Source organism: Streptomyces sp. NPDC002537 (genome assembly GCF_053594975.1).
This window is the reverse complement of sequence record NZ_JBSFWT010000026.1, coordinates 63591-82797: the sequence shown is the minus strand read 5'-3', so window position 1 is coordinate 82797 and position 19207 is coordinate 63591. Positions and strand designations below refer to the sequence as shown.

The window sequence follows — 19207 nt, the reverse complement described above, 5'->3', positions numbered from 1 at the left end:
TGAACTCCTCGTTGTAGCCGCCCTGCCGCTCCTGCGCCTCGCGCGGGAAGACGCCCAGATACCGGGTTTGGGCGGGCGCGGCCGCGCCGCCGGCCCGCGCCCGTAAGGGGCGCGGGGAACTGCGCGACCAGCCACCGACAACCCGCAGCCGCCGGACGGGCAGCTCCAGCCGAGCTCCTGGGCGGATCTGCGTCTACGCCGCGCCCCCAGCGGAGCGCTCAGGCGGCCCCGGCCAGCGTCGGTACCGGCACAGGCGCCGGCACGTACGCACGCGCGGCGTCCCGCTCAGCCGTCTCCAGCTGGAAGATCAACGCCTCGCGCGCCCGCGCCACGCGCGAGCGCACCGTGCCGACCGGGCACCCCGCGACGACCGCGGCCTCCGCGTACGGCAGACCCAGCAGCTGGGTCAGGACGAACGCCTCGCGCCGCTCGTACGGCAGGCGGTCGAGGAGCTGCGAGAGGGCGACGCCCTCGTCGAAGCCGGGCAGTTCGGCGGACTGGGTCCGCTCGGCGGCCGACTGCCAGTCGTCCGTGTCGGACAGCCGGGGCCGGGCCGCGTTGAAGCGGAGCCGGTCCACGACCGTGCGCCGGGCGATGGTCAGCAGCCAGGTGCGGGCCGACGAGCGCCCCTCGAAGCGCGGCAGCGAGCGCAGGGCCCGCAGGTACGTCTCCTGTACGAGGTCGTCCGCGCCCTGCGGGTCGTTGCTGAGCCGCGCCACGTACCGCCGTACGTCGTTCTGGGTGGCGCGGATGAACCGCTCCACGGCATCGGCGTCGCCGCCGCGTGCCGCGAGCGCCCACGTGGTCACCGCTTCGTCGTCACGCACTGCGGCCCCCCGCGCGGGGGGTGGTGCGCGGGGCCCCGGCGGCGCCGGGGACGATGGCGGGGTGCACTGCGTGAAGTTCCGTACCGCCCTGTCCGCCCGCGTCGACGGCGAGGAGTTGCCGCCGGAGATCTCCGGAACGGCGCTCGACGCGCATCTGCGGGAGTGTGCCGAGTGCCGGCACTGGGGTGAGCGGGCTCGCCGGCTGAAGCTGCTCGCGGCGGGCCTGGACGACGCGTACGGGATCTGACGCGCTACGGACGGCCGTACGGCGTGTGCCGACGGTGGGCGGGACGTGCGTGCGCGGCACGTCCCATGTGCGGGCAGGGGTCATCGCCCTGTGTCCTTCCTGGAATCCGGGCGCCCTGGAGTGCGGGACGGCCCGGTGACGTGGTTCGGCGCGATGGGTCGCCGTCAGCCGAAGGCGACGGCGACGCGGGCCGGTGGACCACGTGTGGCGAGGACATGGGCGTAGAGCAGCTGCCGCAGCCGGTGCGCGGCGCGCGTGCGGTCGGCGCGGATGCGCGGCGGCCCGGGGCGCGTCGGCACGTCCTGGAAGAGGACGAGCAGCGGTGCGAAGAGCCGGGTGTGCAGGGTCCGGGCGAGCCGGAAGGCGGCCTGTTCGCCGCCGGAGAGCCAGATGCCGCAGACGACCGCGACGAGGACGTGCGCGGACCACATGCCGAGGGCGCCGTGACCGGCGTGCATGGCCATCGAGTGCCCGGACATGGCGTCCATGCTCCCCATATCGCCCATGCCGTGGTCCATGGACGGCATGGACGGCATGGACGGCATCGAGTGGCCCGGCATCGCATGGCCACCCATCTCCATGCCGGACATTCCCGGCATGTCCGATAGCAGGCCGGCTCGTGCGGCCGCGGCCTCACGAGCCGCGTTGACCACGACCTTCTGCGCGAGCGCGAAGAAGTTGTGCAGCCCTGTCTGCGCGCCGACGGTGGCGAAGGTGATCAGCAGCGGGCCGCGTTCGCGCCCCGCGAGGAACCACGCGCCGCTGCCCGTACCGGCCAGTGCGACGGCGACCGCCCACCAGGGAACGGTCGTTCCGGACATGACCGCGTGTCCCAGGGCAGCGAGCAGCACACAGACCACTGCGAACACGGCGGCTCGCAGCGCCCGCGGTCCCTGGTCCGGCTGCCCTGCTCTCATGACCTGCACATCGTTGCACCCGCGTCGCGCGGCGCGAAGGCGGGGGGCGCCCTGAGACCCGGATGCCCCCCCGCTCGGGCGCATGGGTCCGCCCCGTACCGTCCGCCCGGCGGTACGGGGCGTCGGGCCGTCGACTCGGGGGAAGGGCCGACGGCCCGGGGGTCCCATCGCTCCAAATCGGGACTCGCACAGCCGAGTCAACCGTGCGGCGGCCGGGGCCGGGAAGCGTGTGCGAGGGGTGTGCGCGGGTGCGCCGCGCACACCCCGTGTGAACCGTCAGCCTCCGCTCGGCCGCTGCCCGCCGTCCGCACGACCACCCTGACCGCCTTGACCGGTCCGGCCGCCCTGGCCGCCCTGACCACCCGGCAGCCACGCGGCGCTGCCCGAGTCGCCGAAGCGGCTGCCTATCGCCCCCTTGATCACGGAGAGCGCGGCGGGCAGGGAGGCGATGGCGGCGGCCTTGAGCGCGGAGACGCTCGTGAGGTCGAAGCCGTCGGCGATGATCAGGCCGATGAACGTGGTGACGTAGGCGGCGAGCGTCCGCTCGGCGATGTCGACGAGGAGTTTTTTGGACTGTGCGTTCATGGCCTGTTCGTGTCTCTTCCGTTCGTGACTAATGGGTAGAGGCAGCGTGGTGGCCACACGGCCCGCACCGCAAGGCTTGAAGGCTCACGTCCGGACTCGCGCACGGACTCACGTCCGGGCGCGCGTTCCGGCCAGGAGGACCCCCATGACCAATCCATGGCTCGCGATGCCGCACGGCGACGACCCCGCCCGGCGCCGCCGCACCATCCGCACCGCACACACCGCCTTCCTCGACGGCACCCCGCCCGGGCCGCGCGTACGCGCCGTCGTCACCGACTCCTGGCGCCGCTCGGCGGCCGGGCTCTCCTCCCCCGACGTGCTCCCGCCGGTCGAGATCGCCGACGGCGACCTGGAGGCCTACCGCCGCGCGCACCCCCTCGCCGCCGCGCTCCCCCTCTTCCGCGAACTCCTCGGCTCCATCGCCTCCGACGGCGCGCACCTCTTCGCGCTGTGCGACGCGACGGGCCGCCTGCTGTGGGTGGAGGGCCACGCCGGCGTACGCAGACGCGCCGAGCGCATGAACTTCGTCCCGGGCGCCCGCTGGGACGAACGCCACGCGGGCACCAACGCCCCCGGCACCGCCCTGGCCCTCGACCACGCCGTACAGATCTTCGCCACCGAGCACTACAACCGCCTCGTCCAGCCGTGGACCTGCGCCGCCGCCCCCGTGCACGACCCGCGCACCGGTCGGCTGCTGGGCGCGGTGGACATCACCGGCGGCGACCAGCTCGCGGCGCCGCAGAGCCTGGCGCTGGTCCAGGCGACGGCGCGGGCCGCCGAGGCGCAGCTCCCGCCGTCGGGCCCGGCGCCCGGGTGCGTCCTGTCGGCGCTCGGCAGGGACGAGGCGCTGCTGGTCGCAGGCGGGCGGCGGTTACGTCTGAGCCGACGGCACAGCGAGATCCTCACCCTGCTGGCCGACCACCCCGACGGGCTGACGGGCGAGCGGCTCGCGGCGGCACTGTACGGCGAACGCCCGGTGCCCCCCGTGACCCTGCGGGCCGAACTGTCGCGGCTGCGCCGCCTGGTGGGCCCGCTGCTCGCGTCACGCCCGTACCGGCTGTGCGGCACCGTCGCCACCGACTTCGGCTGTCTGGAGCGGACACTCGCGGAGGGCGGCCTCCAGGCGGCCCTCCGCGCGTACGACGGCCCTCTGCTGCCGTTCTCCGAGGCGCCCGGTGTGTGCCGGATGCGGCGGCTCCTGGAGACCCGGCTGCGCAAAGCCGTACTGGCCGGCGGTGACCCGGTGGCGCTCCAGCTGTGGGCCGACAGCCCGTGGGGCGAGGACGATCTGGAGGTGTGGGAACGGCTGCTGGCCGCACTGCCGATGAGCGCGCCGCAGCGGCCGTCGGTGGCGGTGGAGGCACGGCGGCTGCGGGAGGCGTACGCACCGTTCGCAACGTTCGCGCAACCCGTACGGGGCTAGCGTCGGGCCGCGCCGAACGCCGGCACACCGCCACGACGCGCCCGTCATGACACTCCGTCAAGGAAGGCCGCCCCATGCCCCGTTACGCCAGCCCCGGCTCCCCCGACGCGCTCGTCTCGTACCGGCCCCGGTACGACCACTGGATAGGCGGCGAGTACGTGCCGCCGAAGCAGGGCCAGTACTTCGAGAACCCGACCCCGGTGAACGGGCAGCCGTTCACCGAGATCGCCCGCGGCACCGCGGAGGACGTCGAACGCGCCCTGGACGCCGCCCACGCGGCCGCCCCGGCGTGGGGCCGCACCGCGCCGGCCGACCGCGCGGCCGTCCTCAACCGCATCGCCGACCGCATGGAGCAGAACCTGGAGGCGCTCGCGGTCGCCGAGTCGTGGGAGAACGGCAAGCCGGTCCGCGAGACCCTGGCCGCCGACATCCCGCTCGCCATCGACCACTTCCGCTACTTCGCGGGCGCGCTCCGGGCCCAGGAGGGCAGCCTCTCCGAGATCGACGAGGACACCGTCGCGTACCACTTCCACGAACCCCTCGGCGTGGTCGCCCAGATCATCCCCTGGAACTTCCCCATCCTCATGGCCACATGGAAGCTCGCCCCGGCGCTCGCGGCGGGCAACGCCGTCGTGCTCAAGCCCGCGGAACAGACCCCGGCGTCCATCCACGTATGGCTGGACCTGGTCGCCGACCTGCTGCCGCCGGGTGTCGTCAACATCGTCAACGGCTTCGGCGTGGAAGCGGGCAAGCCGCTGGCCTCCAGCCCCCGGGTCGCCAAGATCGCCTTCACCGGCGAGACCACGACCGGCCGCCTGATCATGCAGTACGCCTCCGAGAACCTGAAGCCCGTGACCCTGGAACTCGGCGGGAAGAGCCCGAACATCTTCTTCGACGACGTCTCCGCCGCCGACGACGACTTCCTCGACAAGGCGCTGGAGGGCTTCACGATGTTCGCCCTCAACCAGGGCGAGGTCTGCACCTGCCCGTCCCGCGCCCTGCTCCAACAGGGCCACTACGCGGCCTTCCTGGAAGCGGCCACCGCCCGCACCGAACACATCGTCCAGGGCCACCCCCTCGACACCACCACCATGATCGGCGCCCAGGCGTCCAACGACCAGCTGGAGAAGATCCTCTCCTACCTGGACATCGGCCGCCAGGAAGGCGCCCGCATCCGCACCGGCGGCACCCGCGCCGAACTCGGCGGCGAACTCGAGGGCGGCTACTACGTCCGCCCCACCATCCTCGAGGGCGACAACCGCATGCGCGTCTTCCAGGAGGAGATCTTCGGCCCGGTCGTGGCGGTGACCTCCTTCACCGACTTCGACAACGCGATGACGCTCGCCAACGACACCCTCTACGGCCTGGGCGCGGGCGTCTGGACCCGCAACGGCACCACCGCCTACCGCGCGGGCCGCACCATCCAGGCAGGCCGCGTCTGGACCAACTGCTACCACGCCTACCCGGCCCACGCGGCCTTCGGCGGCTACAAGCAGTCGGGCATCGGGAGGGAGACGCACAAGATGATGCTGGATCACTATCAGCAGACGAAGAATCTGCTGGTGAGCTACTCGCCGAAGAAGCTGGGGTTCTTCTAACAATCAAAGAGAAGGCGCCTGACCTGGCCTTTTGCCCGTCAGGCGCCTTCCGATGGACCAAGATCCCGGCTTACCCGGCAGGTGCCGGACCCTGGCTGGCGCGGCCCCACTCCCGCATGGACCTCTTTTTCGCGTGCGGGTCGGCCGAAGCGGGCTACACGGCGCGCCCGGCGCCGCGCAGCAGAGGCGGGCTGAGCAGCCATGTGCTCCCCCGACGGTAGAGGCCGGCCGGACGCCCGGTGGGGGGCAGCCGCCGCTCCCCCGTGGGCTGCACGAAGCCGAAGGTGTTGAGCACTTTGCGGCGGAAGTTGCTCGGGTCCAGATCCTCCCCCCAGATCACTTCGTAGACCGTGCGCAGCTCGCTCAGGGTGAACGACTCCTCGCAGAAGGCTGTGGCGACGGCGGTGTACTCGATCTTCCTGCGAATCTCCTCCAGGGCATCCGAGAGGATGGCCAGGTGATCGAACGCCAATTCCTCTGCTCCATCCGTCAGTTGTGAGACAGGAGCCCAGTAGGCGCGCCTGGCGTCGGTACCGCCCACCGGAGCGGGAAGATCCGGCCCCAGTGCGAGATAGGCGATCGTGACCACCCTTCCCCGCGGGTCGCGCCGAGGGTCTCCATAGGCACCGAACTGCTCCAGGTGCAGCCGTCCGCCGTCGATCCCGGCCTCTTCCCAGAGCTCACGCAGCGCCCCGTCGCGCAAGGTCTCGTTTTTCTGGACGTAGCCGCCGGGCAGCGCGGGCCGACCGAGGAAAGGCTCCAGCCCGCGCTCGATCAGGAGCACCATCAACTGATCGTCTCTGATGGTGAAGATCGCCAGGTCCACGGTCACCCACGACGCCTCGACCTCCACAGAGTCTTTCAGCCAGTCATCCACCCAGAACCCCTAAAGGTCATGTTGACTTAAACACCTTCGCCATTTATGGTCCCATCAACCATAACTCTACTAGGCAAGGGCAGATCATGCTCACTTCCCATGCGCCACCGGCCAAGGAAGCGACCCATGAACCAACCGCCGCCACGCGCCACTTATGCACTGGCGTGTACGTGGACGAGCGCTTTCGCGACCTCGTGATCAACGAGGTGTGCACCGCGCCGTACCGAAGGGTCGCCCCGTCCTACGGGTTCGACGTCGTTCCCGTCATGCACCACGCGTGGCGAGCCGCCGCACTGAGCACGCTCCTCCGCCTGACATTGGTGGGAGCAGTGGCCGCCCCGGCCTTCGCAGGCGCCCTGCCCACCGCCGTCCTCGTCACCTGCGGCCTCGGCCTCCTGTGGCTGCTGCATCGCGTCATCCTGCTCCGGGACATGGACCGGGAGCCAAGGCCCAGACGGAAGTCCAAACGTCGCGGCCTGGGGCCGGTGCGAAACGATCGGCCGCTCCTCAGGCTGCTCTCCCCGCGGAGACACCCGGAGAGGTCACGCGCACTGAGACGCATCGGTGTCGCAGCGCTCTCCTTGACACTGACCGGCCTGCTCATGGCGCTTACCCATCCGGCCCAGCTCACGATGGCCCTCTACGTGGCCGCGGGAATCACGCTCGTGTGCCTCAGCGTCGGAGCCGCACGTCAACTGATGCTCAACCACATCTTGCGTGCGCCAACTCTCAGACCCACACACCTTTCCAGCCGACAACGGACGGCGGACGCGCAGCAGGCGCACGTCTGTGCCGTATACCGCCGCCCCCGTCACAGCGAGGACGACGAGCACGACCTCACCATGTTCACGCTCTTCGGGGACGAATCACCCTTCATCGGTGCCGGTGAAATCGTCTACCAGTGGAACCCGCCGATGAGTATCCAGTTGCTGCGCCCCAGCAATGACGACGCACCACTCCACGAACGTGAACACCCCATACCACCATTCCAGGCACACGAACTGGTGGAGTACCTACGCGAAGCGGTTCAACTACTGGACACCGACAGCCAGGACGTCCGCCTTCCCGCACAGGTCCGCGACCGCATCTACGTCGCCGAAACCGATGTGGCAGTGGACCATTCCCTCCTTCCACAGGAGTTGGCCGAGGACGACCTGCGCGCCATCATCAACACCCCAGGATCCAAGCAGCACCACTTCCTCGAGGTCACCACGCCCGCGGAGGGATCGGAGTTCGTCGCGACCGTCCTGCTGCACATCAGTCTGCAGGGGCGCACCTTGAGCATCTCCACGGCGGCGTGCGTCCTCGCCCACACACCACGGTCCTTCCAGCGCACCGAGGAGTTCGGTCACCACGGAGCCGTCGCCGTCGTCTGGGCGGCATTTCGCGAACTGGTCACATTACCTTCGGAGATCCAGCGTTCCTGGCGGATCGCCCCCTACCTCTTCGCCTTGAGCAAGGCCGTTGTACTCCCCCGTGACCTCACCTCCGCACCGATCCGCAACGTCCTGATCGGCAGCCGGGTGAGCATACGGGAGAGGTCGGCTCAGGCGTGGTCCAAGATCCAACTGGAGAAGAGCGACATCCTGGGCCGGATGAAGACGATCGAGCAGAGATTGCTCGGGGCCGCCAGCGACTTCCTGGACGCCAGGGATGTAGACATATCCGAATTCAATGACCGCGCACTCAGAATCATCAACAGCGGCATCTTCAACTTCGGCGACAACAACTCCTTCAGCAACAACGCGGTGGGGGACGCGGCTCAGGTCAGCGTCTCCGCGAACCAGTCGGCAGGTCTCAGCAACAGCAGCAGTGGAGGAAGCCAGTGAGCGGCAATCGAGGAATCGTCAGCCACGGCAACAACAACAATCTCAGCAACAACGCCATTGGAGAACATGCCCAAGTCACCGTGACCACTCCCTCTCACGGCACCGGCACCCCCACCGACAACGGCCGCACCGACGAACCGACCGCCGTATGGGACGTGGGAGTTGTCACGATCCTGAGCGAGGAACTGCGTTCCGTGGTCGACGAGTTGAAGTTAAAGCGTCACAAGGAACCCAGCGGACTGTACTTCTACCGGGGCCGGCACACCACGCCGGAAGCGACCCTCCGCATCGTGGCCACCCAGAGCCAGAGCCAGGGACAACGGTCGACGATGGCCGCACTGGAAAACCTGCGTCGCCACTACGAGCCGCGCCTATGGGCCCTGGTCGGCGTGGGCGGAGGCATCCATGACGAGCACGCCCGCATCGGCAACGTCATCGTCGCCACCGACGTCGTCTACTACGAGAATCGCAAGATCAACCCGCGTGGGGACGTTCGCCGCCGCGGGGAGCACCGGCAGGCGCCGGCACCGGTCGTCCATGCGGTGAACGCCTACTTCGCCGATCACGGAACCCCCGCACACGTACACGATCAGTCCTCCCCGTACGCCTCGAAGGAGTTCGAGGTCTACCCGGGGGTGATCGGGTCCGGCGAAGCCGTCATCGCCGACCGCGAGAGCGACATCCGCAGCTACCTCACGGACTATCACGAGAAGGTTCTGGCGCTGGACATGGAAGCCGGAGGACTGAGCCAGTACTGGCAGGAGAATTCCGTCCACGGCGGGTTCAATCCCGGCTGGGTCGTCATCCGAGGCGTGTCCGACAACGCCGACGAGGAAAAGGGCCACGGGTACCACGGCCTCGCCGCCCGGAACGCCGCGCACATCCTGCGGCGCCTCCTGCCCTATCTCTGCTGACCAGGAAGCCGAGAACCGAGATCACCCAGACACAGGGAGATGGCTCGCATGACTGCTTTTCTGTTCGGGGTGCTCAGCTCCCTGGCAGCCAGCGCGATCGTGCTCGTCCTCGGCCTCCTGCACGGCTCGCGCCCAGTGTGGTGGCTGGTCGCCGCCTGCTCCTGGCTCACCGGCACAGGACTCGGCCGCGTGTACCGTCATCAGTCGTCCGCCGAGCAGGACATTGCACGTGACCTGAGCCGGGCGCGCTGGATCAAGATCCTGGCAGGACGAGGAAACGTGCTCACCCGTGAGGTTTTCTCCCCTCTGTGGTCGGGTGAGCTGTCCCCGGAGTCCGTGCAGGTCCTGCTGCCCGACCCGCACACCCGAGGAGACTCCTGGCTCGACCGGCGGTCCCACGACGTGCGCCGCTTCGATCCTGGCTTCACCCCGGAGTTGCTCAGGAGTCAGGTACGGACGAACGTGGACTACCTAGCCCGCAGGGCCCGCACACAGCGCAACTTCGCGCTCCACTGCTTCAACCTGCCCAACACCTGCCGCGTGATCGCAACGGACCGGGTGGCCTACCTCACCTTCTACAGCAGTTCCGCTCACGGCAGGAATTCCCCGTGCCTTTACGCTCGGGCACCCGGACTCCTGTACTCCATCGCCCTGCAGCAGTTCGACGCAGCCTGGATGGACAGCTCACCCGCACTTCCGACGCCCCAGCCCTGACGCCCCCCGCAATCGCCATACATTCCACGTGATGCATCATCGGGAAGACATCGCAGGAGAGCCGAACGCCCTTGCCCCGCATGCGGCGTGTCACCGCACAGCACCGACACGACCAACGTGCGCGTCAAAGCAGATCAAGCCCATGGGAGCGCCCCGTTCACCTGTGTCCCAGGCGCATGCCGAGTCGCTGCACCCGGTAGATGCGACGGCCGTCGACCCACAGCCAGCCGTCGGCGAGGGTGTGCCGGCCCTGGTGGTCCGTGGCCTCTTCGACGATGTCGATGCCGATGGTGACCAGGCTGTCGGTCGGCACCACCTGGCCGCGGTAGCTCCAGGTGAACTCCCGGTCCGTCAACGGTTGGAGAGCGCTTGTGGCAATGTCCTCCGCCGGGGCCGTGTCCAGCAGGCGGTACTGCAGGAGCTGGGCCATGGCTTCCACCCCGAGGGAGCCGGGTTGTACGGGGTCCATGAAGAAGTGGGCCTTGAAGTACCAGGCGCCGGGGTCGACCAGTTTCTCGGCCCGCAGCCGGCCCAGGCCCGCCCGGCCTCCGTACGGCCAGTGCCCGGTGACCCGGTCCAGCATCCGCAGCATGGGGCCGGGCAACCGTGCGCCTGTGGTGGGGCGCTCTGCCGTCAGATCGGCGACCGGACGGAGCCGGTGAGTTCCACCCGGGTGCGCAAGGTCCGGGTATCCGGCCGCACCTGCCGGTGCAGGCGGGCGGTGCCGTCGAGGTTGCGGAAGACGAAGCGGGGGCTGTCGGCGATGGCAAGGTCACCGGTGCGTACGGCGAGCCAGCCGCAGGGTTGCAGCACGACTTCCATCAGCGCCGTCCAGGGCATCACGGCGCTGCCGTTCTACTCGAAGTACCAGAGTTCCGGCGGCACGTCGCACTCGGCGACGACGGTGCTGCCGGGCCGTGGATCGGCGACAGCCGCGTCGAGGGAAACGATCCGGCTCATGAAGTGGTACAGAGGACCGGGCAGCCGGATCGAAGTCGCCGACTGTTCCATGGCCGCGGCCCACGGGCCGAAGGCCTGGCCGGGGTTCCCCCAGGCGCACGCGAGCAGCGACGAGTAGTCGAAGGCGAAGCCGTTCTCCGTGGCCACCGGCCCGGGTTCGCGGCAATCCACCAGGCCGCCCAGCAGCCGGGGTTCGAGGAATGCGCCGGTCGTCTGCTCACGGTGCGGCCCCAGTGCCCGCCAGTGGTCCAGCGGGGCGTCCCGCACCAGACGCACCGCCATGCCCTGGCCCTGGAAGGCGTTGACCCCGTCCACGCTGACCATGACCTCCGCGTACAGCTCGGGGTTCGGGCCGACGCTCAGGCCGCTGACGTGGATCTCGTAGACCAGATGCCAGCTCGCCGAGTCGCCTGGCCTCGGCAGCGGAACCGGCCGGTGGACACTCACGGGCATCAGGAGTGGCGAGGGCCAGGAGGGTGGCGATGAGCCCGCGGCCAAACATGTCAAGAGCCGGCGGACCCTTCCCCGATTCGGCTCGTGCCGGCCGACAGGGCATCGGTCCCGTATTTCTCTTTATAGCGCCGTGCGAGTCACCGGATCCATCACTCACCAGAGTGAAGGCCTGCCTGCGGTACGCCTCTTGCGACTTTCCCGTCCTGCTCGTCAATCACCACAGCTCGGCCCTCGCCCCAATTCATTTCCTCAACATCGCGAATCACAGCCGTCTTTATGCGCAAACGTTCGCCGCATCAGCCTTCGGTGTCAATCGCACACTGCTCGGGAATGATGATCTGCATTTACGGCGATGAGTCAACAGGCGCGCACCGCCATGGCCCGCCTGCTGCTCATGCTCGACTGCCACCACCAGGAGGAGCCCCCTTGGACGTCCCCCTAGGGATGACAATTCGAGTCGCCGCCGCGCGAGTGCGGCGTCCCGCCGCCGCCGGCACGGTCTGCCTGGGCTTGTACCTGCTCGGCATGGACCTGACCGTACTCAATGTCGCACTGCCCGATATCCAAAGGGAATTACGGCCGAGCACGGCGGAAGCCCAATGGATCGTCGACGGCTACGCATTGGTCCTCGGCGGACTGGTCCTTTCCACCGGCGCCGTGACCGACCGCATCGGCCGTCGACTCGCCTTCACCTGTGGTCTGGCCCTGTGTGCGGCCGTCTCCGTCATCGGCGCACTCGCCTCTTCTCCCGGAGTCGTCGTCATCGCGCGGGGCGGCATGGGCGCCGGTGCGGCCCTGTTCATGCCCGCCACCCTCTCCATCATCCGCAACCTCTTCCCGGAGCCCGTCCTGCGCAGGCGCGCGATCGCCGCCTGGTCGGCTGTCGCAGGCCTGGGCATGCTCACGGGCCCGGTGGTCGGCGGTCTCCTGGTGGAACGCTTCTCCTGGCGGGCCGGCTTCTGGATCAACGTCCCCGTCGCGCTGGCCGATGTCCTGCTCGCCCTTCTGCTGGTCCCCGAGACACGCGCCGACCGCACGGAACGGCCGGACGCCGTGGGAACCGTCCTCTCGGCGGCCGGACTCACCACTCTTGTCTGGGCCATCATCGAGGCTCCCGCCAAGGGCTGGGGCAGCGGACCCGTGGTGATCGCGTTCACGGCCGCCGGGATATTCCTGGCGGCTTTCGCCGCCTGGCAGTCCCGTGCCCGTGCGCCCATGTTGCCGTCGTTCGTGCTGCGCGACCGGCGGATCGTCGGCGCGACCGTGGCCCTGGCGCTGACGTCGTTCGCCGTCCTGGGCGCCCTGTTCGTCCTCACCCTGTATCTGCAGAACATCCTGGGCTACACCCCCTTGGAGGCCGGGCTGCGCACCCTGCCGCAGTCGGCGGCCATGGCGGTCGGCGCGGTTGCGGCTCTTCCGCTGCTGGGCCGGTTCCACGCGGGAGTTCCCGTCGTCCTCGGTCTGCTCCTGGCCTCGGCGGCCTTCGCCCTCTGGGCCGGCACGAGCTCCGGCTCCGGATACGGGCGCCTGCTCACGGTCGAGCTCGTGGCAGGCCTGGGGGTGGGACTGGTATCCGCCGCCGGCACCGAGGCCGTCATGGGCGCGATCCCTCCCGACCGCGCGGCCCTCGGTTCGGCCCTCAACGACGCCACCCGCCAGGTCGGTGCCTCCCTTGGTGTCGCGGTGCAAGGCTCGATTCTCGCCACGGTCTACACCAGCCACCTGACCCGTCGACTGGCAGACCTCCACCTCACCTACCCGCCCGGCTCGCGACCGGTCGGCTCGGGTCTCCCGGGCGGCATGCCCACGGACCGGCTGCCTCCGCAGATCGGCGCCGCCCTGACCGCAGCGGTCCGGAGCGCGTTCGTCGACGCGCTGGACGTCGTCGCCGCCGTGGCCGCCGCTGTCACGCTGATGACCGCAATGGCGTCTGCGTACTGGCTACGCCGTCGTTGAGCCTTCGACGCGTCCGCCGCGTCCGGCCACCACCAGCAGCGCCGCGGAGAGGCACGGTGCACGCTGTGCGACGAGACCGGCTCCGGCGCTGTCGGCATCTTTCCCGTCCCGCAGCGGTTTCCCTCCCGGCCGGTGCGGCAACTGGCTAGACTTGAAGAGTTGTTCAATTCATTAGTTGCCGTAGTGGTCAAGGCAGCGCAGGAAGCCGGTGACGTGTACGCGGCCACGGTGGCGGCGGGCGAGCTGGAGGACGCGCTGCGCCCGGCCCGTGAGCACGGTGGGGAAGTCGAGGGCGAGCAGTGACGGGTGTTCCGCTGTACCAGGCGAAGGCGGAGTTCTTCCGGATGCTGGGCCACCCGGTCCGCATCCGGGTCCTGGAGCTGCTCCAGGACGGGCCCATGCCGGTACGTGAGCTGCTGGCCGCGACCGGGATCGAGCCCTCCAGCCTGTCGCAGCAGTTGGCGGTGCTGCGGCGCTCGGGCATCGTCACCTCCACCCGCACCGGGTCGACGGTCGTCTACGAACTCGCCGGCGGCGACGTCGCCGAACTCATGCGTGCCGCACGCCGCATCCTCACCCAGATGCTCGCCGGACAGAACGAACTCCTCGAAGAGCTCCTGGAAGCCGACTCCGGGACAGCGCGGTGAGATGGCGCCGCAAGCGCATACCGGCGGCATGCGGGCGTGGCTCCTCGCCCGTCTGGCGCCGCAGCCTGACGTTGCCACTGGTCCCGGAAGCGGTACGCCAGGCACGCCGTGACACCGCCGCGGCGCTCTCGGAGTACGGGCTGTGCCCCAACACCTCTTTCAACGGCGCGGTGTTGCTGGCGGTGAGCGAGCTGGTCACCAACGCGGTCCGGCACGCCGCCGACCGGTCGCCGACGGTGGACGTGACGATCGCGCTGGGGGCCGGGCAGCTCGTCATCGGCGTCGCGGACCAGGACCCGTGCCTTCCCTGCCTCTCCCCGGACGTCATGGGCGACGGTCTGCGGACGGTCGCCGACCTGGCCACCGCCTACCACGGCGCGCTCAGCGTGGAACCGGCTGTCCACGGCTGCGGCAAGGCGGTACTGATCCGGTTCGCGCTCCCCGACCCCCTGAACTTCCCTTCAGGAACCGAGCTGTTGGGGCCGCGGCCGGTCAGACGGGCAGACTGAAGGCGTCCGGGACGACGGTGCAGGGCCGCTTCACCGCGCCTGCGGCCTCCGCGCGTCGCCCGTGCTCCGGTCGGTGCCCGTGGGGTGGCCGAAGCGGTAGCCCTGCACGCCGCGGGGGTGGATGCGCAGCAGCGCGTCGTGGGGGCCGTGGGCCCAGCCGGGCAGGGTGCGCCGGTAGTGGCCGGCCTCGTCGGGGTCGGTGATGAGTTCGGCCAGGCCGGTCGCGGTCACGGCCCAGCCGGTGCCGGTGTTGGGGTGGAGGTAGTCGCAGTGGTAGGTGACCGTGGCCCTGGCGGCCAGCGCGGCGCTCGGGGCGGGGGCGCGGACGATCAGGCGCCCGTACTCCAGCACGTGGGAGGCGGGCCGCACGGCGATGGCGTCGCGCTGCTCGTAGAGCATCCGGCCCTGGGACGCGCCGCCGAGCAGGTAGAGGGCTTCCTCTCCGGAGACGTCGACCATGCGGCGCGGTGGTGGAGCGGTGGTCATCGTGCGGGCTCCTCGGTGATGGCGGCGGGCTTCTGCGCGGGGACGGGCAGGAGTCCGGCGTGGTGCAGGTGGGCGCGGGCGGCGGTGACGGCTTCGGGGGTGGTGGCGTACTCGCGGCCCTCCTGGCGGAGCAGGTCCAGTGCGCCGGTGGAGTCGAGGACCTGACGCTGGCCGGGGCGTATGCCGGAGGTCATCACGACGATCCCGCGGCGGTGCAGCTCGGTCACCGCGTCCTTCAGGACGAGGGCGCCGGTGGCGTCCATGGTGCTCACGCGGGACATGCGCAGGACGACCACCCGCACGTCCGCGACCTCGGAGAGTTCCGGCAGGAAGCGGTGGGCGGCGGCGAAGAACAGCGGGCCGTCGATGCGGTAGGCGACGATGTGCTCGGCGAGCAGCGCGTGTTCCTCGTCGCCGTGGTCACCCGACGCACCGGTCTTGAAGGGGACTTGGGCCAGGCGGGCCTGCTTGGCCACGGCCCGCAGCGCGAGCGCGCCCGCCACCAGCAGGCCGATGACGACCGCGTACACCAGGTCCAGGGCCAGTGTCGCGACGGCGGTCAGGGCCAGGACGAGGGCGTCGGAGCGGGTGGCCCGTGCCATGGCCCGCAGCGAGCCGACCTCGACCATGCGGACGGCGGTCGCGATCAGCACACCGGCCAGGGCGGCCAGCGGGATACGGGAGACCAGCGGGGCGGCGGCAAAGACGATGACCGCGAGCACGCCGGCGTGGGTCAGGGAGGCCAGGCGGGAGCCCGCTCCGGTGCGGACGTTGACGGCGGTACGGGCTATCGCGCCGGTCGCCGGGACACCGCCGAACAGCGGGGCGGCGATGTTCGCCAGCCCCTGGCCGAACAGCTCCCGGTCCGGATCGTGCTTCTGCCCCACCGTCATCCCGTCCGCCACCGACGCGGACAGCAGCGACTCCAACGCGGCCAGGGCCGCCACCGCGACCGCCGGGGCCAGCAGCGAGCCGAGCGCGCCCGCGTCGAGGAAGGCCAGGGAGGGGGCGGGCAGTCCGGCGGGCAGGTCCCCGATCGGGCGGGCCGCGTCCAGGTGGAGGACCTGGGCCGCGACGGTCGCGGCGATCACCGCGAGGATCGAGAACGGGACGGCGGGCCGCCACCGTGCGCCGGCCAGCATGACCGCGGCCACCGCGGCGGCGAGCGCGACGGCCGTCCAGTTCGGCGCCTTCGCGAACGCCTCGACCGCGCGCCAGGTCACCACCAGGACCTTGTCGCCCTCCGGCTTGGCCACGCCCAGCGCGTTCGGCACCTGCTGCAGACCGATCACACACGCGATGCCCAGGGTGAAACCCTCCACCACGGGAGCCGGGATGTACCGCATGTAGCGCCCGGCACGGGCGAGGGCCAGCGCGATCAGCATCAGCCCGGCGATCAGCCCGACGGTCAGGACCCCGCCGGGCCCGTACCGGGCGACGATCGGCACCAGCACCACCGTCATCGCACCCGTGGGCCCGGACACCTGAAGATTCGACCCGCCGAACATCGCGGCCAGCGCACCCGCGACGACCGCGGTGGCCAGACCGGCCTCGGCCCCCAGGCCGGAGGAGACCCCGAAACCCAGCGCCAGCGGCAGCGCCACGATCGCCACGGTCAGCCCCGCCAGCAGATCGCGCTTCGGATCACGGCGCATCGCCGCGATGTCGGCGCGGGCGGGCAGCAGGGAACGTACCCGGGACCACGCCCGGACAGCCGTCGCGCTCACTTCGCGCCGACCTCGGCTTCCCGCAGCTCCTCCAGCAGCTCGTGCTGCCCGGTCAGCATCTCGGTCAGGATCCTGCGCGCCGCCCGCATCAGCTCGGCCACGTCCCCGCCCGCCAGCTCGTACACGACCGTCGATCCCGTACGGGTGGAGATCACGATGCCCGAGCGGCGCAGCACGGCGAGCTGCTGCGACAAGGCCGCCGGCTCGATCTCGATCTCCGTCAGCAGCTCGCGCACCGGCATCGGTCCGTCCTGCAGCAGCTCCAGCACCCGGATGCGGACCGGGTGGCCCAGCATCCGGAAGAACTCCGCCTTCGCCTGATACAGCGGAACCGGCACGAAACCTCAGCCTCTCGCCTCATCGCCCCCGGCACGGGGGCAGCGTCTGATGCTGTGCCCGCGGCTACCTACGGACACAGCAAAGACATCATGTAGCGAATTGCAAACTTTTGCAATTCGCTAGTTCGGCGAGCGGCCCGAGCGAGCGTGGGGGACGACACCGGGCGCGCTCATTTCCGCCGCGCCATCGCAATGCCCCCGGCACCGATCACGCAAGCGACGGTGGCCGCGAAGTAGGCCAGGTGATAGCCGCCCAGCCGGTTGTCGCCGGTCGCCGCGATCAGGACCAGGACCGCGACTCCGGCGCTGGAACCGATCTGCTGCGCGACGACGTTCACCGCTCCGGCAACCGCGTGCTGGTGCGGCGGGACACCGGTGAGTCCGGCCGTCGTCATCGCGGGGAAGTTCAGCCCCTGGCCGAAGCCGCTGATCACCAACCCGGGCATCACATGCAGCACGTAGCCGCCATGCTGCGGGGTGGTCGTCCACAGTGCCGTTCCCGCGCCGATGAGAAGGATCCCGGTGACCATCAGCGCCCGCGGGCCGTACCTGGCCAGCAGCCGTCCGGTGGCGAAGTTGGCCGTGAGGAACACCGTCAGCGACATCGGCACCAGGGCGAGGCCGGATTCGACCGGGGAGTATCCCAGCATCCCCTGCAGATACAGCGGCGCGAAGAACACGATCCCGACCGACGCCGTGTACTGGAGGAACGCCGCCGCGGTCGCGAGCCGCACCGATGGCACGCGGAAGAGGGCGAGAGGCAACAGCGGGTCGGCCGTGCGGTGTTCGCGTACGACGAAGAGCACCAGGAAGACCACAGCGGCGCCGATGACGCCCCATGCCCGCATCCCGCCCAGGCTCGCGCCGACGACGAGCAGCGTGAGGCCGAGGGTGCCGGAGACGGCGCCGGCCATGTCCAACGGCCCTCTGCGGCCCGCCCCGTCGGGCAGTCCGGCCCGCGTGACCGCGAGCACGACCGCTCCGAGTGCCACCGAGAACCACAGGACCGACCGCCAGCCGAGGAACTCGGTCAGTACGCCGCCCAGCAGCATCCCGCCGCTGAAGCTGGCCGCGCCGACCGCGGCGTACACGCCCAGCGCACGGCTGCGTTCCGGTCCGGCCGGAAACACCTCGGTCAGCAGGGCCAGCGCGGCCGGGCCCGACAGGGCCGCGCCGATTCCCTGCACCGCCCGCGCGCCGAGCAGCACCGCGCCGTCCGGTGCCAGGGCCCCGGCCAACGCGGCCACCGTGAACAGGGCGACCCCGGCCTCGAAGACCCGCCGTCGGCCGAACATGTCGGCCAGCCGGCCACCCACCAGCAGGAAACCGGCGAACGTGACGGAATAGGCCGTCATGACCCACTGGAGGGTGGTGTCGCCCAGGCCGAAGCGTTCTCCGACGGACGGCAGGGCCGCGTTCAGGACGGCCATTCCGCTCAGGTCCAGCGCGAGGGCCCCGGCCAGCACCCCGAGCGCCAGGCCCGACCTGTTCCGCGACGCCGTCGCGACGCTGGTCATGCGGGCCTGCCGGGGAACTCTTCGCCGTCGGTGTCCACCACGGTGGCGGCCAGGGCCCCGGTCGCGCCGTGCCGCGCTCCCCGTACGCCGCGACCGTAACTGACGGGCACCGGCGGGGCCGTGCCTATCGCGGTCGGCAAGGCCCGCCCCCGTGATGATCTGTTGCGCATAGCGGTGTTGCTTCCTCTCCCCGGACGGGTTGGACACGAACCCCGTAAGCCGATCACTGCATCACACACAGGTCAACCGCTTGTTTCCCCAACTGGCCGGAAACGGCCCGTAGTCCACACACGTCTCGCTGTCGGCGCCATTGCGCGGAAAAGTGTGAACCGGCCACCTGAGGGTCAAATTTTGCCAGTGCACGTTCCGGTCAGAGGTTCGCTCTTGTCTCACCAGTCACAGAGTGGCAGTCTGACTCGCCAATCAGTCGATCACCTCGTAATCGGTCCACCTGGGCAAGACGGACCTTGATACCCGTCGGCAGTGACCGTGCCAGTGAAGAGTCACCCGGCGGGTGAACTGTCTGGACATTGATTCCGAATCAGTTCGTGCCCTGATTCGGTCAGGACGACTCAACGAGGGCAGCCACGGTGCCGCTGCCATCACGTGGTTGATGGAGTTTCCGAGCCCTCGATCCGCCGGTGGCAACCTCTGCCCGTCCATTCCATCCGCCCTGCCGAGGA

General features: G+C 70.2%; 22 protein-coding genes. 10 read left to right on the top strand and 12 right to left on the bottom strand.

What is annotated here, in order from left to right:
* Positions 1–218: 218 nt before the first annotated feature.
* The gene (locus ACWD4A_RS14895) at positions 219–827 is read right to left on the bottom strand and encodes a sigma-70 family RNA polymerase sigma factor (RefSeq protein ID WP_451193800.1); all 609 of its coding nucleotides are present in this window, start codon (positions 825–827) and stop codon (positions 219–221) included.
* Positions 828–897: 70 nt separating this feature from the next.
* Between ACWD4A_RS14895 and ACWD4A_RS14890 the strand changes: the two genes are divergently transcribed.
* A complete protein-coding gene (locus ACWD4A_RS14890; RefSeq protein WP_451193799.1) occupies positions 898–1074 on the top strand; it encodes a zf-HC2 domain-containing protein in 177 nt (58 codons plus the stop codon).
* 164 nt (positions 1075–1238) lie between these two features.
* On the opposite strand, the gene ACWD4A_RS14885 is transcribed toward ACWD4A_RS14890, so the two are convergent.
* The gene (locus ACWD4A_RS14885; RefSeq protein WP_451193796.1) at positions 1239–1991 is read right to left on the bottom strand and encodes a hypothetical protein; all 753 of its coding nucleotides are present in this window, start codon (positions 1989–1991) and stop codon (positions 1239–1241) included.
* Positions 1992–2267: 276 nt separating this feature from the next.
* The gene (locus ACWD4A_RS14880; protein ID WP_451193794.1) at positions 2268–2576 is read right to left on the bottom strand and encodes a holin; all 309 of its coding nucleotides are present in this window, start codon (positions 2574–2576) and stop codon (positions 2268–2270) included.
* 145 nt (positions 2577–2721) lie between these two features.
* Between ACWD4A_RS14880 and ACWD4A_RS14875 the strand changes: the two genes are divergently transcribed.
* Complete coding sequence (locus ACWD4A_RS14875) at positions 2722–3999, top strand: GAF domain-containing protein (RefSeq protein WP_451193791.1); 1278 nt, start codon at positions 2722–2724, stop codon at positions 3997–3999.
* Between the two features lie 74 nt (positions 4000–4073).
* Entirely contained in the window at positions 4074–5597 is a 1524-nt protein-coding gene (gene exaC / locus ACWD4A_RS14870) for an acetaldehyde dehydrogenase ExaC (RefSeq protein WP_451193789.1), read from the top strand.
* A gap of 154 nt (positions 5598–5751) precedes the next feature.
* Here exaC and ACWD4A_RS14865 read toward each other — a convergent pair whose 3' ends face one another.
* On the bottom strand, positions 5752–6474 hold the full coding sequence (locus ACWD4A_RS14865) for an NUDIX hydrolase (RefSeq protein ID WP_451193787.1): 723 nt from the start codon (positions 6472–6474) through the stop codon (positions 5752–5754).
* An 86-nt stretch (positions 6475–6560) separates the two neighbouring features.
* On the opposite strand from ACWD4A_RS14865, the gene ACWD4A_RS14860 reads away from it, so the two are divergent.
* From ACWD4A_RS14860 to ACWD4A_RS14850, 3 genes are read left to right on the top strand one after another with little or no spacing between them, the layout of a single operon-like run.
* Entirely contained in the window at positions 6561–8303 is a 1743-nt protein-coding gene (locus tag ACWD4A_RS14860) for a hypothetical protein (RefSeq protein ID WP_451193785.1), read from the top strand.
* The gene (locus ACWD4A_RS14855; protein ID WP_451193782.1) at positions 8300–9217 is read left to right on the top strand and encodes a 5'-methylthioadenosine/S-adenosylhomocysteine nucleosidase family protein; all 918 of its coding nucleotides are present in this window, start codon (positions 8300–8302) and stop codon (positions 9215–9217) included. Before ACWD4A_RS14860 ends, ACWD4A_RS14855 begins: the two co-directional genes overlap by 4 nt.
* Before the next feature lie 48 nt (positions 9218–9265).
* Complete coding sequence (locus tag ACWD4A_RS14850; protein WP_451193780.1) at positions 9266–9931, top strand: hypothetical protein; 666 nt, start codon at positions 9266–9268, stop codon at positions 9929–9931.
* Between the two features lie 157 nt (positions 9932–10088).
* Here the strand turns inward: ACWD4A_RS14850 and ACWD4A_RS14845 are convergent, their stop codons facing one another.
* From ACWD4A_RS14845 to ACWD4A_RS14835, 3 genes are read right to left on the bottom strand one after another with little or no spacing between them, the layout of a single operon-like run.
* Positions 10089–10535 (bottom strand): hypothetical protein, encoded by a 447-nt coding sequence (locus ACWD4A_RS14845; protein WP_451193777.1) that lies wholly within the window; start codon positions 10533–10535, stop codon positions 10089–10091.
* A 29-nt stretch (positions 10536–10564) separates the two neighbouring features.
* Positions 10565–10774: a hypothetical protein gene (locus ACWD4A_RS14840; protein WP_451193775.1), complete on the bottom strand. Its 210-nt coding sequence runs from the start codon at positions 10772–10774 to the stop codon at positions 10565–10567.
* Positions 10775–10786: 12 nt separating this feature from the next.
* The gene (locus tag ACWD4A_RS14835) at positions 10787–11344 is read right to left on the bottom strand and encodes a hypothetical protein (RefSeq protein WP_451193773.1); all 558 of its coding nucleotides are present in this window, start codon (positions 11342–11344) and stop codon (positions 10787–10789) included.
* 426 nt (positions 11345–11770) lie between these two features.
* Here ACWD4A_RS14835 and ACWD4A_RS14830 point away from each other — a divergent pair, with 426 nt between their 5' ends.
* The 4 genes from ACWD4A_RS14830 (at position 11771) to ACWD4A_RS14815 (ending at position 14456) form a co-directional block, all read left to right on the top strand.
* Positions 11771–13300: an MFS transporter gene (locus ACWD4A_RS14830; RefSeq protein WP_451193770.1), complete on the top strand. Its 1530-nt coding sequence runs from the start codon at positions 11771–11773 to the stop codon at positions 13298–13300.
* 159 nt (positions 13301–13459) lie between these two features.
* Entirely contained in the window at positions 13460–13603 is a 144-nt protein-coding gene (locus tag ACWD4A_RS14825; RefSeq protein ID WP_451193767.1) for a hypothetical protein, read from the top strand.
* Positions 13600–13947, top strand: a complete 348-nt coding sequence (locus tag ACWD4A_RS14820) for an ArsR/SmtB family transcription factor (protein WP_451193765.1) — start codon at positions 13600–13602, stop codon at positions 13945–13947. Before ACWD4A_RS14825 ends, ACWD4A_RS14820 begins: the two co-directional genes overlap by 4 nt.
* On the top strand, positions 13944–14456 hold the full coding sequence (locus ACWD4A_RS14815; RefSeq protein ID WP_451193762.1) for an ATP-binding protein: 513 nt from the start codon (positions 13944–13946) through the stop codon (positions 14454–14456). Before ACWD4A_RS14820 ends, ACWD4A_RS14815 begins: the two co-directional genes overlap by 4 nt.
* Before the next feature lie 30 nt (positions 14457–14486).
* Here the strand turns inward: ACWD4A_RS14815 and ACWD4A_RS14810 are convergent, their stop codons facing one another.
* From ACWD4A_RS14810 to ACWD4A_RS14790, 5 genes are all read right to left on the bottom strand, one after another.
* Positions 14487–14942, bottom strand: coding sequence for a pyridoxamine 5'-phosphate oxidase family protein (locus ACWD4A_RS14810; protein ID WP_451193759.1), 456 nt, complete (start codon positions 14940–14942; stop codon positions 14487–14489).
* A complete protein-coding gene (locus tag ACWD4A_RS14805; protein ID WP_451193811.1) occupies positions 14939–16597 on the bottom strand; it encodes a SulP family inorganic anion transporter in 1659 nt (552 codons plus the stop codon). The genes ACWD4A_RS14810 and ACWD4A_RS14805 overlap by 4 nt, the downstream gene beginning before the upstream one ends.
* Before the next feature lie 68 nt (positions 16598–16665).
* Complete coding sequence (locus ACWD4A_RS14800; protein WP_451193757.1) at positions 16666–17007, bottom strand: ArsR/SmtB family transcription factor; 342 nt, start codon at positions 17005–17007, stop codon at positions 16666–16668.
* Positions 17008–17177: 170 nt separating this feature from the next.
* The gene (locus ACWD4A_RS14795) at positions 17178–18524 is read right to left on the bottom strand and encodes an MFS transporter (RefSeq protein ID WP_451193755.1); all 1347 of its coding nucleotides are present in this window, start codon (positions 18522–18524) and stop codon (positions 17178–17180) included.
* Complete coding sequence (locus ACWD4A_RS14790; RefSeq protein ID WP_451193753.1) at positions 18521–18664, bottom strand: hypothetical protein; 144 nt, start codon at positions 18662–18664, stop codon at positions 18521–18523. Before ACWD4A_RS14790 ends, ACWD4A_RS14795 begins: the two co-directional genes overlap by 4 nt.
* Positions 18665–19207 lie beyond the last annotated feature (543 nt).

Bases quoted from the DNA above. Each gene is read 5' to 3' on its own strand.
- ACWD4A_RS14875 (WP_451193791.1), top strand. From the start codon at position 2,722: ATGACCAATCCATGGCTCGCGATGCCGCACGGCGACGACCCCGCCCGG.
- ACWD4A_RS14850 (WP_451193780.1), top strand. From the start codon at position 9,266: ATGACTGCTTTTCTGTTCGGGGTGCTCAGCTCCCTGGCAGCCAGCGCG.
- ACWD4A_RS14885 (WP_451193796.1), bottom strand. From the start codon at position 1,991: ATGAGAGCAGGGCAGCCGGACCAGGGACCGCGGGCGCTGCGAGCCGCC.
- ACWD4A_RS14795 (WP_451193755.1), bottom strand. From the start codon at position 18,524: ATGACCAGCGTCGCGACGGCGTCGCGGAACAGGTCGGGCCTGGCGCTC.
- ACWD4A_RS14860 (WP_451193785.1), top strand. From the start codon at position 6,561: ATGCTCACTTCCCATGCGCCACCGGCCAAGGAAGCGACCCATGAACCA.
- ACWD4A_RS14880 (WP_451193794.1), bottom strand. From the start codon at position 2,576: ATGAACGCACAGTCCAAAAAACTCCTCGTCGACATCGCCGAGCGGACG.
- exaC (WP_451193789.1), top strand. From the start codon at position 4,074: ATGCCCCGTTACGCCAGCCCCGGCTCCCCCGACGCGCTCGTCTCGTAC.
- ACWD4A_RS14810 (WP_451193759.1), bottom strand. From the start codon at position 14,942: ATGACCACCGCTCCACCACCGCGCCGCATGGTCGACGTCTCCGGAGAG.
- ACWD4A_RS14835 (WP_451193773.1), bottom strand. From the start codon at position 11,344: ATGCCCGTGAGTGTCCACCGGCCGGTTCCGCTGCCGAGGCCAGGCGAC.
- ACWD4A_RS14805 (WP_451193811.1), bottom strand. From the start codon at position 16,597: ATGCGCCGTGATCCGAAGCGCGATCTGCTGGCGGGGCTGACCGTGGCG.